Annotated in this window: 13 protein-coding genes; 5 read left to right on the top strand and 8 right to left on the bottom strand. The window is 64.8% G+C overall.

Annotated features, from left to right (window positions below; all coding sequences use genetic code 11):
* Positions 1-94: 94 nt before the first annotated feature.
* Positions 95-1327 (bottom strand): amidohydrolase/deacetylase family metallohydrolase, encoded by a 1233-nt coding sequence (locus NKJ67_RS16625; RefSeq protein ID WP_352581970.1) that lies wholly within the window; start codon positions 1325-1327, stop codon positions 95-97.
* A gap of 28 nt (positions 1328-1355) precedes the next feature.
* The gene (locus tag NKJ67_RS16630) at positions 1356-1721 is read right to left on the bottom strand and encodes a RidA family protein (RefSeq protein ID WP_352581971.1); all 366 of its coding nucleotides are present in this window, start codon (positions 1719-1721) and stop codon (positions 1356-1358) included.
* A 221-nt stretch (positions 1722-1942) separates the two neighbouring features.
* Between NKJ67_RS16630 and NKJ67_RS16635 the strand changes: the two genes are divergently transcribed.
* Positions 1943-2428, top strand: a complete 486-nt coding sequence (locus NKJ67_RS16635) for a hypothetical protein (protein WP_352581972.1) — start codon at positions 1943-1945, stop codon at positions 2426-2428.
* A gap of 9 nt (positions 2429-2437) precedes the next feature.
* Here the strand turns inward: NKJ67_RS16635 and NKJ67_RS16640 are convergent, their stop codons facing one another.
* The gene (locus tag NKJ67_RS16640) at positions 2438-2695 is read right to left on the bottom strand and encodes a hypothetical protein (protein WP_352581973.1); all 258 of its coding nucleotides are present in this window, start codon (positions 2693-2695) and stop codon (positions 2438-2440) included.
* On the opposite strand from NKJ67_RS16640, the gene NKJ67_RS16645 reads away from it, so the two are divergent.
* From NKJ67_RS16645 to NKJ67_RS16655, 3 genes are all read left to right on the top strand, one after another.
* A complete protein-coding gene (locus NKJ67_RS16645) occupies positions 2694-3491 on the top strand; it encodes a COG4705 family protein (RefSeq protein WP_352581974.1) in 798 nt (265 codons plus the stop codon). The genes NKJ67_RS16640 and NKJ67_RS16645 overlap by 2 nt on opposite strands.
* Before the next feature lie 171 nt (positions 3492-3662).
* Positions 3663-4340 (top strand): winged helix-turn-helix domain-containing protein, encoded by a 678-nt coding sequence (locus NKJ67_RS16650; RefSeq protein WP_127383177.1) that lies wholly within the window; start codon positions 3663-3665, stop codon positions 4338-4340.
* Complete coding sequence (locus tag NKJ67_RS16655) at positions 4337-5707, top strand: HAMP domain-containing sensor histidine kinase (protein ID WP_352581975.1); 1371 nt, start codon at positions 4337-4339, stop codon at positions 5705-5707. Before NKJ67_RS16650 ends, NKJ67_RS16655 begins: the two co-directional genes overlap by 4 nt.
* Positions 5708-5871: 164 nt before the next feature.
* Here the strand turns inward: NKJ67_RS16655 and NKJ67_RS16660 are convergent, their stop codons facing one another.
* On the bottom strand, positions 5872-6300 hold the full coding sequence (locus NKJ67_RS16660; RefSeq protein ID WP_127329250.1) for an Lrp/AsnC family transcriptional regulator: 429 nt from the start codon (positions 6298-6300) through the stop codon (positions 5872-5874).
* Between the two features lie 115 nt (positions 6301-6415).
* Here NKJ67_RS16660 and NKJ67_RS16665 point away from each other — a divergent pair, with 115 nt between their 5' ends.
* Positions 6416-7519 carry a saccharopine dehydrogenase family protein gene (locus NKJ67_RS16665; protein ID WP_352581976.1) on the top strand — a complete coding sequence of 368 codons (1104 nt, stop codon included), beginning with the start codon at positions 6416-6418 and terminating at the stop codon, positions 7517-7519.
* A 231-nt stretch (positions 7520-7750) separates the two neighbouring features.
* Here NKJ67_RS16665 and lpdA read toward each other — a convergent pair whose 3' ends face one another.
* The 4 genes from lpdA to NKJ67_RS16685 all read right to left on the bottom strand — a co-directional run bounded on the left by lpdA (position 7751) and on the right by NKJ67_RS16685 (position 13050).
* Positions 7751-9148, bottom strand: coding sequence for a dihydrolipoyl dehydrogenase (gene lpdA / locus NKJ67_RS16670; RefSeq protein ID WP_352581977.1), 1398 nt, complete (start codon positions 9146-9148; stop codon positions 7751-7753).
* 250 nt (positions 9149-9398) lie between these two features.
* Positions 9399-10799, bottom strand: a complete 1401-nt coding sequence (locus NKJ67_RS16675; protein ID WP_352581978.1) for a dihydrolipoamide acetyltransferase family protein — start codon at positions 10797-10799, stop codon at positions 9399-9401.
* 1 nt (position 10800) lies between these two features.
* Complete coding sequence (locus tag NKJ67_RS16680) at positions 10801-11814, bottom strand: alpha-ketoacid dehydrogenase subunit beta (RefSeq protein WP_127271317.1); 1014 nt, start codon at positions 11812-11814, stop codon at positions 10801-10803.
* Between the two features lie 3 nt (positions 11815-11817).
* Positions 11818-13050: a 3-methyl-2-oxobutanoate dehydrogenase (2-methylpropanoyl-transferring) subunit alpha gene (locus NKJ67_RS16685; protein ID WP_128308638.1), complete on the bottom strand. Its 1233-nt coding sequence runs from the start codon at positions 13048-13050 to the stop codon at positions 11818-11820.
* Positions 13051-13650 lie beyond the last annotated feature (600 nt).

The following is a 13650-nucleotide window of genomic DNA, read 5'->3' on the forward strand; positions in this document are numbered from 1 at the left end:
AGCGCCAGCCTCCATCTGCCGCAAGGAGGTCGCATCCAGTCGAACCGACCCCCTCTGGCCTGCCGGCCATCTCCCCCTCAAGGGGGGAGATCAGCTAATCGTGCCGGTGCCCGAAGTGCCTCGCCGCCACCTCGACATGCGTATGCGACGCCTGCGCCACGAAACGCCCGGTCTCGTTGTGATCAGCCGCCTCGTTCGGCCACCAGGTGCCGCCGATGGCGATGCCTTCCGACACCAGCCGCTGGTCGGCGACCAATGACGCGCCGACCGCATCGACGAAGGTGAAGCGGCCCGGGCGCTGCCGGAGCACGGCGACATCGCCGACGGTGCCGACCGCCAGCGTGCCCAGGTCAGGCCTGGCGATCGCCCGCGCCGGCGCTTGCGTCGCGGCGCGCAGGACCTCGACCAGCGGCATGCCGAGCGCCAGCAGCTTCGACATGCAGACCAGTATGTCGAAGGCGGGACCGTCGATACAGTAGAGATGCACGTCGCTCGAGATCACGTCCGGCGCCAGTCCTTCCTCGAGCATGGCGCGGGCAACGGCGAAATCGAACGAGCCCATGCCGTGGCCGATGTCGAAGATGACGCCGCGCTCGCGCGCCAGCCGCATGTCCGGCCGCACCGCGCCGGAAGCAAATACCGGCGCATTGGGAAACGGCCGGAAGCAATGGGTGAGGATGTCGCCCCTGCGCAGGCGCGGCAGCACTTCCGAGCGGCCGGGCGGCGGCTCGTCGATATGCGCCATCAGCGGCAGGCCGGCCTGGTCGGCGGCCTCCAGCGCCAGATCCACCGGGGCGATGCCGCTGGTGCCGCCGGCATGTTTGCCGGAGCGGACTTTTACGCCGACCACGACATCGCGGTGTTCACGCACCGCCGCGACCACCTCGCGCGGCTCGCACAGCCTGAGGTCGCTGCACTCGCCGACCGACACTGTCTGCGAGAAGCCGAAAATGCCGGCAAAGGAAATGTTGACATAGGCCAGGATGCGGACCTTCGACCGCTCCATGACATGGCGGCGGAAGCCGAGAAAATTGCCGGCGCCGGCACTGCCCGCATCGATGAAGGTGGTGGTGCCGCTCTTGGCGGCCAGCCGGTCGGCATCGACGCCAAGCGACGTGCCGCCCCAATAGACGTGGCTGTGCAGGTCGACCAGGCCCGGCGTGACGATGCAGCCGCCGGCATCGACGATCTGCGCTGCGCTGTCCGCCGGGATATCGGCATCGACTGCGGCAACGCGGCCATTGGCGATGGCGACATCGCGCGGCGCGTCGAGGCCAGCGGCCGGATCGATCAGCCGTCCGCCCTTCAGCAGGAGGTCGAATTGCATTGCGGTCACCTCCGCTTCGTTGCTTTGCCTACAGAGGCCGGTAAGCGACCGCCTCGACCTCGATCTTGATATCGATCATCAGCCGCGATTCGACCGTGGTGCGGGCCGGCGGGTTTTTGGAGAAATGCCGGGCATAGACCGCGTTGAAGGCGCCGAAATCGCGCGCATCTTCCAGCCAGACCGTGGTCTTCACCACATCGTCCATGGTGCAGCCGGCCAGCGCCAGCGCGGCCTTGATGTTGGCGAGCACCTGCTCGGTCTGTTCCGATATGCCGCCCTTGACCACGATGCCGTCGCTGCCGACGGGAACCTGGCCCGAGACATAGACGAGATCGCCGGCCCGCACGGCTGGCGACAACGGCACATGCGATGTTCCAAAACACTGTTTCGGCAAGGGACAAGCCTCCTCTGATGACAGGACGGGGTGCCATGGCAGCGCCCGCTTCGATCGACATTTACGCCGATCGGGGCGATCCTCATAGGGGCCTTGTTGGAAAGCAACATTCTTCGAAATCCGTGTTGCTTTATTACAAGAGCGCTTGCATCGTACGCGCTGACGGGCGGCTTGGAAGCCGCAACGTACAGACGCATTTGCCAGAGCGGAGACACCCAGCGATGACTTACGACAAGAACCCGTTTCCATCAGGCGATGCCGATCGCCACGCGCTCTGGGAAATGCTGGTGCGGCGCGACATCGACGCTTTCATCGGCCAGGACTGGGCCATGGTCGAGGAGGATTTCGTCGCCGAGAGCTTCTTCGGCATGCACGCGCATTTCCTCAGCAATGCCGATGCCTGGCGGCTGCAGTTTCCAAGGCTGGACATCTACCGCGACGAATGGCTGCGCCAGGCCAGGGAGACGGCGGCGACCAAATTCGCCGAGCCGCTGCGCGAGGCGCTGTTTCGCGTCACCAACATGCGCGACATCGATGTCGACGGCGACCGCGCCGTGCTGCACAAGAAATTCGACGGCTCGGTTGCCAAGGCGGACGGCAGCGTCGACCGCTTGAAATGGCAGACGCTGTATTTCTGCAGCAAGGTCGGCGGCAGCTGGAAGATATCAGGCTTCGTCGGCTACATGCCGCATCCGCTCGGCAGCTAGAACCACCGATCACCAGAGCGCAGGATGGGTCGGGCCGAACGTGCGGCCCGGCACCGCGGCCGCCATCGGCGCGCCGTTGAACAGCGATGGCGGATGCAAGGCGCCGCATTCCATCAAACGCATCGCCAGACATTGGCAATGCCTTTTGCGCCCATTCTTACGAATTTGTATGCCGCCGGACAGGCCGGTGTGAACTCGTTTGCTTACGATGCACGGAGCGGATCGCAACCGCCCCGCCGCAACCGTCGACCTCTGGACTTCAACCATGCTCGCGCCCAACAGGCAGCAACCCGCCGCACCGAGCCACAACAGGGTTCCCGACGTCACCCTCGACTTCTGGCTGGTCAAGCTGATGGCGGTCACCACGGGCGAGACCGCGGCGGATTATCTTGCCGACACGATCGGGCTTGGGCTGACCGTCACCTCGCTGATCATGACCGGCATCCTGATCGCGGCCCTTGTCCTGCAGTTTGCGCAGAAGCGTTACGTGCCGTGGGCTTATTGGCCGGCGGTAGTGCTGATCAGCATCGTCGGCACGCTGGTGACGGACAGCCTCGTCGACAGTTTCGGCGTGCGCCTGCAGACGGCAACCATCGCCTTCTCGGTCGCGCTCGCCGCGACATTCGCGGTCTGGTACGCCAGCGAAAGGACGCTGTCGATCCACACCATCTTCACCACCAGGCGCGAGATCTTCTACTGGCTGGCGATCCTCTTGACCTTCGCGCTCGGCACCGCTGCCGGCGACCTCGTCGCCGAAAGCTTCGACATGGGCTATCTCACATCGGGGCTGCTGTTCGGCGGCGTCATCGCGCTGATAGCGCTCGCCTACTGGCTGCTCAGTCTCGACGGCATCCTGGCCTTCTGGCTCGCCTATATCCTGACGCGACCGCTTGGCGCTTCGTTCGGCGACCTGCTGTCGCGGTCGGCCAGGCATGGCGGCCTGGGTCTCGGCACCATCTTCACCAGCCTGCTCTTCCTTGGCTGTATCTTTGCGCTTGTCCTGCACATGACCCTGAAGGAGGCAACCGACGAGGCCGATGAACTGTTGCTGGACCTGGACTGAAGCCTTGGCCTCGTCATCCGCGCGCGGAGCAAGGAGCGTAGCGACGCAGCGCGGACCCGACGATGACGAAGTTGGGAGAAGCCGCTCCGAATGCCTGCGCCTTCGTGACATCCTAGGAACAAGCCCGTGCCGGTGATAGCCTCTCCATCTCGGCAACGGACCGGACCTTTCATGCGACTGCTTCTCGTCGAGGACGACCACAGGACGGCCGACTATATCGTCAGGGGACTGACCGAGGCCGGCCATGTCTGCGACCTCCTTCGCAACGGACATGACGCGCTGTTCGCGGCGACCCGGGGCAATTACGACGTGATCGTCGCCGACCGGATGATCCCCGGCCTCGACGGCCTGTCGATGATCAAGGCGGTGCGCGCCGCGGGCGTACGGACGCCCGCGATCTTTCTCACCTCCGTCGGCGGCATCGACGATCGCGTCGAGGGGCTGGAGGCCGGCGGCGACGACTATCTGGTCAAGCCCTTCGCCTTTTCCGAACTTCTCGCCCGCATCAACGCGCTTGGCCGGCGGCCGGCGGCGCAGGAGCAGAAAACCGTCCTGCGGGTCGCCGATCTCGAAATGGACCTGATCATGCGGCGGGTCACGAGGCGGGGCCAGCCGATCGACCTGCAGCCCAGGGAATTCAGCCTGCTGGAAGTGCTGATGCGCGGCGAGGGCCGCGTCATCACCCGCACCATGCTTCTGGAGCGTGTCTGGGATTTTCATTTCGATCCCAGGACCAGCGTCGTCGAGACCCATATCAGCCGGCTGCGGGCCAAGGTCGACAAGCCCTTCGAAACCCAGCTCATCCACACCGTCCGCAACACCGGCTACAGCCTGCACGCGCCGTCATGACCGGAACATGGTCCCGCCTGCTGCGCAGCACGCCGTTCCGGCTGGCCCTGACCTTCGCCTTCCTGTTCGTGCTGGCCTTCGTCCTGTCTGGCGCCATCGTCTACCAGATGATGAGCGCCGATCTTGCCGAGCGGCTCGACGACACCATCAAGGAGACTTACGCGGTCGTCGCCGCGACCTATGCCGAGAACGATCTCAAGGAGCTGGTTGAGACCGTCGGCAGCCACTCCCTGCGCAGCCTCAAAAAGGAGCAGCTGTTTTCGCTGACCGACGCGACGGGCAATCGCCTGGCCGGCAACTTCACCGCGGCAGGGCTTCCCGACGGCTTCTCGATGTTCGACACCGAAATGCCCGGCGTGCCGCCCGGCGCCGAGTACCGCGCCTATTCCGGCCCGGTCGGCGGCAACACCCTGACCGTCGCCTTCAGCCTTTCCGAGACGGAGGAGCTGGAGAGGATCGTGCTGATGAGCTTTGGCTGGGGAACCCTGATCATCACCGGGCTGGCGGTCGCCGGCGGCGCCCTGCTGGCCTCGCGGGTCCAGCGCCGTCTCGACGGCATCGCCGCCACCATGGTGGATGTCTCGCACGGACGGCTGGACACCCGCATTCCGCTGACCGGCAAGGGCGACGACATCGACATCGTCTCCAGCCAGGTCAATGCCGCGCTCGACCGCCTGTCGGCACTGGTCGAAGGCATGAAACAGGTCAGCGCCAACATCGCCCACGACCTGAAGACGCCGCTCAACCGGCTGCAGATGATCCTCGACACCGCGTCCGAAAAGAACCTGTCAGGTCAAAAGGTCGCCCGCGAACTGGCCGACGCGCATGCCGAAAGCCTGCAGATCAACGAGACCTTCGATGCCCTGCTGCGCATCGCGCAGATCGAAGCCGGCGCGCGCCGGGCGCGGTTCACCGATGTCGATCTGGGCGAGGTGCTGCAGACCATCGCCGAGATCTATGCCGATGTTGCCGAAGACGACGGAAAGTCGCTGTCGTTGGCGCAACCACAGGAAACGACGGACCGGATCCATGGCGATCGCGAGCTGTTGACGCAAATGTTCGCCAATCTGGTCGAGAACGCGCTGCGCCATTGTCCATCGGGCACGACGATAAAGCTGTCGGCGGCGCGCCAGGACGAACGCGTCGTTGCCGGCGTCGCCGACAACGGTCCCGGCATTCCGGCCGACGAACATGAAAAAGTGTTTCAGCGGCTTTATCGGCTGGACCATAGCCGGTCGACATCGGGCAGCGGGCTGGGTCTCAGCCTTGTGCGAGCGATTGCCGATCTGCATGGCGCATCGATCACGCTGGGCGATGGGCAGCCCGGGCTTGCGGTGGCGGTGAGTTTTCCGCTGGCGACGGGTTAGAGGCCGATCTCCCCCCTTGAGGGGGAGATGTCGCCGAAGGCGACAGAGGGGGTCGCCTCGCGTGAAGCGCCAGCCTCCATCTGTCGCAAGGAGGTCGCATCCGGTCGGACCGACCCCCTCTGGCCTGCCGGCCATCTCCCCCTCGAGGGGGGAGACCAGCAGCTTCACCGATCAATCCGCGTCGACAGGATGATTGACGACAGGGTCCGCTCGACCCCATCCATGGCGCCGATCTGGTCGAGCAGCATGTCGAGGTCGCGGATCGATGGTGCGTCGACGATGACGATCATGTCGAAATTGCCGCTGACCGAATGCAGCGTCCGGACCGTCGTCAGGGCGCGCAGGCCGCGCACCACCTTGTCGGCGAGCTTGGGCGTCACGGTGAGCAGTACATGCGCCCGCACCAGCCCCTGCTCGTAGTCCGGCGCCAGTCGCACACCATAACCTGAGATGATGCCGCGCTGCTCCAGCCGTTCGATCCGGCTCTGTACCGTGGTCCGCGAGACGCCAAGCCGCCGCGCCAGCTCGGCGGTCGAGGCGCGCGCATTCTCGCGCAGCAGGGACAGCAGGGCCTGTTCGGCGTCACTGAGCATTTCGACGATTCTTCTCGGCAGACTGTCCAATCAACGGTTTCGTTTCGAACAAAACCACGCTTCCATTCGACGGGCAAGCTGCGAATCTGAGCTCACAATCATTGAGGGATCGGTCATGAAAAAAATTGTAGTTGTCGGCGCCGGAAAGATCGGCTCGACCATTGCCGAGATGCTCGCCGCCACGGGGGATTATCAGGTCACGCTCGTCGACCGCTCGGCAGCACAGCTCGCTGCTGCCGAACTGCCGGCCACGGTTGCGACGCTTGAGCTCGACATCGAAGCATCCGGCACGCTTGAAGCCGCACTCGCCGGCAAATTCGCGGTGCTCAGCGCCGCTCCCTTCCATCTGACCACCCGCATCGCCGAAGCGGCGGCCTGTGCCGGCGTGCACTATCTCGACCTGACCGAGGATGTCGTCTCGACCCGCCGCGTCAAGGAACTGGCGGTTTCGGCCAGGAACGCCTTCATTCCGCAATGCGGCCTGGCGCCGGGCTTCATCTCGATCGTCGCCAACGATCTCGCCAGCCGTTTCGATTCGCTGGAGAGCGTGCGCATGCGCGTCGGCGCTTTGCCGCAATATCCCTCCAATGCGCTGAACTACAATCTGACCTGGAGCACCGACGGCGTCATCAACGAATATTGCGAGCCCTGCGAGGCGATCGTCGAAGGCGAGCTGGTCGAGGTGCCGCCACTGGAAGAGCGCGAGGAGTTCTCGCTCGACGGCGTCACCTACGAGGCCTTCAACACCTCCGGTGGGCTCGGCACGCTGGCCGAGACGCTGAAGGGCAGAGTGCGCACGCTGAACTACCGCACCATCCGCTATCCCGGCCACGCCGCGATCATGAAGGCGCTGCTCAACGATCTCGGCCTGCGCCACCGCCGTGACGTGCTGAAAGACATTTTCGAGAGCGCGCTGCCGGCGACGCTGCAGGACGTGGTCATCGTCTTCGTCACCGTCTCCGGCCGCAAGAACGGCCGCCTGCTGCAGGAGACCTACGCCAACAAGATCTACTCCAGGCGCATCGGCGATCAGGTGCGCAGCGCCATCCAGATCACCACCGCCTCCGGCATCTGCGCCGTGCTCGACATGCTCGCCGACGGCAGCCTGCCGGCCACGGGCTTCATCAAGCAGGAAGACATCGCGCTCGACGCGTTTCTGGCCAACCGCTTCGGCCGCGCCTATGCGCAGCATGAGATGGTGAGCCGGCTGGCGGGGTGATCAGCGTCTCTCTCTTGTGAGAGGCTGGCGGGACAGTGCCCCCCTCTGCCCTGCCGGGCATCTCCCCCCTAGGGGGGAGATAGGCTGTCATCTTAGATTTCGCCAATTTTCAAAGTCTTGGAAGAGGCGGGTTGCCCGAAACTGCTGATCTCCCCCTTGAGGGGGAGATGTCCGGCAGGACAGAGGGGGGCGAGTGTCCCGCCGGCATCACCGCCTTTGCACTGTCACGAATCAAACATGCAGCGCGTGCCCCAGCGCCTTGAGCGCCGCTTCCTGGAATCCCTCGCCTTGCGTCGGATGGGCATGGATGGTGCCGGCAATGTCCTCCAGCCTGGCGCCCATCTCCAGCGCCAGGCCAAAAGCCGCCGCCAGTTCCGACACGCCCTGCCCGACCGCCTGGATGCCGAGCACCAGATGGTTGTCCGCCCGCGCCACCACGCGGACGAAGCCGTCCTCGCCGAGCTTGGTCATCGCCCGGCCGTTGGCAGCGAACGGGAACATGCCGATCTTGATCTCGCCGCCGAGCGCCTTGGCCTCTTCCGGCGACAGGCCTGCCGTCACAAGTTCCGGATCGGTGAAGCAGACGGCGGGTATCGAGCGCTTGTCCCAGTTGCGCTTGTGACCGGCGGCGATCTCGGCGACCATCTCGCCCTGGGCCATCGCCCGGTGCGCCAGCATCGGCTCGCCGGTGACGTCGCCGATGGCGAAGATGCCGCGCATGGAGGTGCGGCACTGGTCGTCGATGCGGATGAATTTGCCTGCCCTGTCGAGGTCGATCTGGTCGAGCCCCCAGCCTTCGGTCACCGGCTTGCGGCCGACCGTGACCAGGATTTTTTCGGCGGCGACCTTGGCGCTCTTGCCATCCGCCGTCTCGACCAGCAGCGCATCACCCTTGGTCGACAGCCCCTTGGCCTTGGCGCCCAGCATCACCTCGACGCCCAGTGCAGTGAGCCGCTTGACCACTGGCCGGGTCAGCTCCGCGTCATATTGCGCCAGCACCCGCGGCAGGGCTTCCACAACGGTCACTTTGGCGCCCATCTTGGCGAAGGCCATGCCGAGTTCCAGCCCGATATAGCCGCCACCGACGACAGCGAGTTTTTTCGGCACGTCGCTCAGCGCCAACGCCTCGGTGGACGAAATCACCGGACCGCCAAAGGGCAGGAACGGCAGCTCCACCGGCGCCGAGCCGGTGGCAATGACGATCGTCTCGGCGCGGATGACTTGGCTTCCCGTCTCGGTCTCGACCGCGACGGTCTTGCCGTCGCGAAAGCTCGCCCAGCCATGCACGGTCTTGACGCCTGCCTTCTTGAGCAGGCCGGCGACGCCGCTGTTGAGCCGGCTGACGATGCCGTCCTTCCAGGCGATCGTCTTCGCCAGGTCGAGCGCCGGTGCGGTGAGCGAGATGCCAAGCGGGCTCTTGCCGCCTTCCATGTGCGACACCTTCTCGAACTCCTCCGCCGCATGGATCAGCGCCTTGGACGGGATGCAGCCGACATTGAGACAAGTGCCGCCCGGCTTGCCGGCTTCCACGATCACCGTATCGACGCCGAGCTGCCCGGCACGGATGGCGCAGACATAGCCCCCGGGACCGGCGCCGATGACGAGCAGCTTGCAGGAGATTTCTTTCATGTTGGCATCCTAGCTCGTTGTCGCGTCCGCTCAAGAAGAGCCCTCTGTAGCGATCCTTCGCGCCCCCCTCTGTCCTGCCGGACATCTCCCCCTCTAGTGGGGAGATTGGATGTCACCTCGGCTTTCGCCAATCTCCAAAACTTAAAGAGAGGCGGGGATGGCGAAGCTGCCGATCTCCCCCCTTGAGGGGGAGATGCCTGGCAAGGCAGAGGGGGGCGCTGTCCCGCCGGCATCTCGATTGTCCCGCCCCTCAATCCACGAAAATCAGCGCCGGCGTTTCCAGCAGCGTCTTGATCCGCTGGATGAACACCGCCGCATCCCACCCATCGATCACCCGATGGTCGAAGCTCGACGACAGGTTCATCATCTTGCGCGGGATGAACTGGGTGCCGTCCCACACCGGCCGCACCATCATCTTGTTGACGCCGATGATCGCCACTTCGGGATGATTGATGACCGGTGTCGTCGCCACGCCACCCATGGCGCCGAGCGAGGTGATGGTGATGGTCGAGCCAGACAGCTCGTCGCGTGTCGCCGTGCCGGACTTGGCCGCCTCGGCCAGCCTGATGATTTCTGCGCCGCACTCCCAGATATCGTGCGCCTCGGCATGCTTGACCACAGGCACCACCAGCCCCGTCGGCGTCTGCGCGGCAATGCCGATATGGATGCCGCCATGCTGGTGGATGATGCCGGCCTCGTCGTCGAACAGCGAATTGAGGTTGGGCTGGTCCGCGATCGCCTTGACCATGGCCCGCATCAGGAACGGTAGCAGCGTCAGCTTCGGCCGCTCCACGCCACCCCTACCTGGGCGCTTCTCCTTGTTGAGCGCGGCGCGCAATTCCTCGAGTGCTGTAACATCGATCTCCTCGACATAGGTGATGTGCGGGATGCGCGATTTCGACAGCGACATCTTCTCGGCGATCTTGCGCCGCAAGCCCACCACCTTGATATCCTGGATCGCATCGTTGCGGGCGAGGCCGGATGTCCTGGCAACCTGCGGCCCGCGCGCCAGGAACGCTTCGATGTCCTCATGGCCGATGCGGCCGGCAGGGCCGGATCCCGCAACCTGCCTGAGATCGATGCCGGCTTCCTTTGCCCGCAGACGCACGGCAGGCGAAGCCAGCGGTCTTTCGCCCTCGGGACGCGGTGCGCCGGCGGGCGTGGCAACTTGAGATGTCGACGCCGTACCCCCACCCCTAGCCCCTCCCCACAAGGGGGAGGGGGATTCGGTCGCCGCCGCTTCCCCGCCTTCGATTCCTTTGGAATTTGCTGATGACGATGAGGTGGGTTTTGCTCCGCCCTTGGAGGCTGTGGCGCCTCCCCCTCCCCCTTGTGGGGAGGGGTTAGGGGTGGGGGTAGATGCCGCTGTGACCTCTGGCGATTTCGTGTCTGCGACAACATTCCCCTCGCCCGCCACCTTCAGCCGCACGATGGGCGAACCGATCGCCACCGTGTCGCCGATCTCGGCGCCCAGCCACAGGATCTCGCCGTCGACCGGCGACGGGATTTCGACTGTCGCCTTGTCGGTCATCACGGCGGCGAGCACCGTGTCCTCGCGTACCATGTCGCCGATCTTGACGTGCCACTCGACCAGCTCGGCCTCGGCGACACCTTCGCCGACATCGGGCAGCTTGATGATGTGTTCGCCCATCTCAGGCCCCCATGGTTTCAAGCAAGGCACGGCCGACACGGGCGGGGCCGGGGAAATAATCCCACTCCTGCGCATGCGGATAGGGCGTGTCCCAGCCGGCAACGCGAGCAACCGGCGCTTCGAGGTGATAAAAACAGTTTTCCTGCACCAGCGCCGACAGTTCGGCGCCGAAGCCGGACGTCAGCGTCGCCTCATGCACGATGACGCAGCGCCCGGTCTTTTTCACCGAAGCGACGATCGTATCGAGATCAAGCGGCAGCAGCGTCCTGAGATCGATGATCTCGGCATCGATGCCGGTTTCCTCGGCCGCGGCCTGCGCGACATAGACCATGGTGCCGTAGGCGAGCACCGTGATGGCGGAACCCGGCCGGCGGATCGCCGCCTTGCCGAGCGGCACAGTGTAGTGGCCGTCGGCGACCTCGCCGAGCTCATGTTTCGACCACGGCGTCACCGGCCGGTCGTGATGGCCGTCGAACGGACCATTGTAGAGCCGCTTCGGCTCAAGGAAGATCACCGGATCGGGGTCTTCGATCGCCGCGATCAAGAGCCCCTTGGCGTCGTGTGGGTTGGACGGCACCACGGTCTTCAGCCCCGACACATGTGTGAACAACGCTTCCGGGCTCTGGCTGTGCGTCTGGCCGCCAAAAATGCCGCCGCCGGTCGGCATGCGCACCACGATCGGGCAGGTGAAATCGCCGTTCGAGCGATAGCGCAGCCTAGCTGCTTCCTGGGTCAGCTGGTCGTAGGCCGGATACATGTAGTCGGCAAACTGAATCTCCACGCACGGCTTCAGCCCATAGGCGGCCATGCCGATGGCCGAGCCGACAATGCCGGATTCGTTGATCGGCGCGTCGAAGCAGCGGCTCTTGCCGTATTTGGCCTGCAGGCCCTGCGTGCAGCGGAAGACGCCGCCGAAGAAGCCGACATCCTCGCCGAACACGACGACTTTGTCGTCGCGCCCCATCGATACATCCATGGCATCGCGAATGGCCTCGATCATGGTCCGTCTCGGCATGGCTCAGACTCCCGCCTGCTGGCGCTGGCGTCTGAGATGCGGCGGCATCTCGGCGTAGAGGCCCTCGAACATGTCGCGCGTCGACGGCTTGCCGCCGGCATGCAGCGTGCCGTGGCTTTCGGCTTCCTTCTGCGCCGCGATGACCGTGTCGAGGATTTCCGCCTCGGCCTGCGCGTGCCGCTCGTCCGACCAGACGCCAAGCTGAATGAGATGGTTTTTCAGCCGCACGATCGGATCCCCGAGCGGCCAGGCGTCGGATTCGGTCTTCGGCCGGTAAGCGGACGGGTCGTCCGAGCTCGAATGCGCCCCGGCACGGTAGGTGACATATTCGACGAGCGTCGGCCCGAGATTGCTGCGCGCCCGCTCCGCCGCCCATTTGGCCACCGCATGGACGGCGAGATAGTCGTTGCCGTCGACGCGCAGCGACGGGATGCCGAAGCCGAGGCCCCTTGCCGCGAATGTGCCCGAGCCGCCGCGCGCAATGCCCTGAAAGGTCGAGATCGCCCACTGGTTGTTGACCACATTGAGCACGACCGGCGCCTTGTAGGTCGAGGCGAACACCAGCGCCGAGTGGAAATCGGATTCGGCCGTCGAGCCGTCGCCGATCCAGGCGGCTGCGATGCGCGAATCGTTCGAGATCGCCGAGGCCATCGCCCAGCCGACCGCCTGGATGTACTGCGTCGCCAGATTGCCGGAGATCGAGAAGAAGCCGTGCTCCTTCGACGAATACATGACCGGTAGTTGCCGGCCCTTCAGCGGATCCGCCTCGTTGGAATAGATCTGGTTCATCATCGTGACCATCGGATAGCCGTCGGCGATGAGCAGCCCTGCCTGGCGATAGGTCGGGAAATTCATGTCGCCCGGCGCCAGCGCCTTGCGGAAGGCACAAGCCACCGCCTCTTCGCCCAGATGCTGCATGTAGAACGAGGTCTTGCCCTGCCGCTGCGCCATCTGCATGCGCGCATCGAAGGTCCGCAGCGTCATCATGTGGCGCAGGCCGGCCAGAAGTTCCTCATCGGAAAGCAGTCCGGCCCAGGGACCGACGGCCTCGCCCGTGCGGTTCAGCACGCGGATGATCGAGAAGGCATGATCGCGGATGGTGCGCGGATCGACATCGATTTCGGGGCGCGGCACCGAGCCGGCCTTGGGGATCGGCACATTGGAAAAATCAGGCGTTCCGCCCGGCCGCACTTCCGGTTCCGGAACGTGGAAACGCAACATCCCAGCATCGGCCATGACCTTTGTCCTCCAATGTTGCCTGGATATTTGCATATCTGCGCCGCCAGGCCAGTGCGAATTCGTCGGGCAAGCCCACGGACCCGGTCGCGCCGGCCGATCCAGCCTCCCACGCACCAAGATGAAGATATGTCCGCGAAATTTCTTGTCGATGTTGGGCGAGGATGCGCAATTAGAGAGAAGGTTGGGCCGGGTTTTCTGGCAGATAAGGTGATTGGTCGACGAACTCGCGCCTGTCCCGTCGATCAGGGAGAAGTGTTACCCATCTATCCGGTTCGAACTGCTACCCATCTATCGGCTCGACAGAGCGAAGCTCGATCTTCGTCAACGCAATGCTCCCGCTGATTGCCGCCTTGCCTGCTCGCCGGCTTGTGCCTGTCCTGCGACGACGGCGCGTTTGGCTGATGGCTTCCCCCACTCCGTCGCTGCTTCGCAGCGCCACCTCTCCCCCCTCCGGAGGGAGAGGAAGGGAGCCAAGGCTGGCCAACTCGCGCCTTTCCTCTCCCCCGTCGATCGGGGGAGAGCGACTATCTGGGGTGTCAAGTTGCAATTACGAACTCGTTGCGCGCATCGCGTGCTTTTGCATTGAGGATGACCAGG

The organism is Mesorhizobium sp. M0088 (assembly GCF_040322895.1).
GTDB lineage: Bacteria > Pseudomonadota > Alphaproteobacteria > Rhizobiales > Rhizobiaceae > Mesorhizobium.

What these genes read in the sequence shown, in the direction of transcription:
- NKJ67_RS16625 (WP_352581970.1), bottom strand. Translation starts at nt 1,327, where the DNA reads ATGCAATTCGACCTCCTGCTGAAGGGCGGACGGCTGATCGATCCGGCC.
- NKJ67_RS16635 (WP_352581972.1), top strand. Translation starts at nt 1,943, where the DNA reads ATGACTTACGACAAGAACCCGTTTCCATCAGGCGATGCCGATCGCCAC.
- NKJ67_RS16645 (WP_352581974.1), top strand. Translation starts at nt 2,694, where the DNA reads ATGCTCGCGCCCAACAGGCAGCAACCCGCCGCACCGAGCCACAACAGG.
- NKJ67_RS16640 (WP_352581973.1), bottom strand. Translation starts at nt 2,695, where the DNA reads ATGGTTGAAGTCCAGAGGTCGACGGTTGCGGCGGGGCGGTTGCGATCC.
- NKJ67_RS16650 (WP_127383177.1), top strand. Translation starts at nt 3,663, where the DNA reads ATGCGACTGCTTCTCGTCGAGGACGACCACAGGACGGCCGACTATATC.
- NKJ67_RS16655 (WP_352581975.1), top strand. Translation starts at nt 4,337, where the DNA reads ATGACCGGAACATGGTCCCGCCTGCTGCGCAGCACGCCGTTCCGGCTG.
- NKJ67_RS16660 (WP_127329250.1), bottom strand. Translation starts at nt 6,300, where the DNA reads ATGCTCAGTGACGCCGAACAGGCCCTGCTGTCCCTGCTGCGCGAGAAT.
- NKJ67_RS16665 (WP_352581976.1), top strand. Translation starts at nt 6,416, where the DNA reads ATGAAAAAAATTGTAGTTGTCGGCGCCGGAAAGATCGGCTCGACCATT.
- lpdA (WP_352581977.1), bottom strand. Translation starts at nt 9,148, where the DNA reads ATGAAAGAAATCTCCTGCAAGCTGCTCGTCATCGGCGCCGGTCCCGGG.
- NKJ67_RS16675 (WP_352581978.1), bottom strand. Translation starts at nt 10,799, where the DNA reads ATGGGCGAACACATCATCAAGCTGCCCGATGTCGGCGAAGGTGTCGCC.
- NKJ67_RS16680 (WP_127271317.1), bottom strand. Translation starts at nt 11,814, where the DNA reads ATGCCGAGACGGACCATGATCGAGGCCATTCGCGATGCCATGGATGTA.
- NKJ67_RS16685 (WP_128308638.1), bottom strand. Translation starts at nt 13,050, where the DNA reads ATGGCCGATGCTGGGATGTTGCGTTTCCACGTTCCGGAACCGGAAGTG.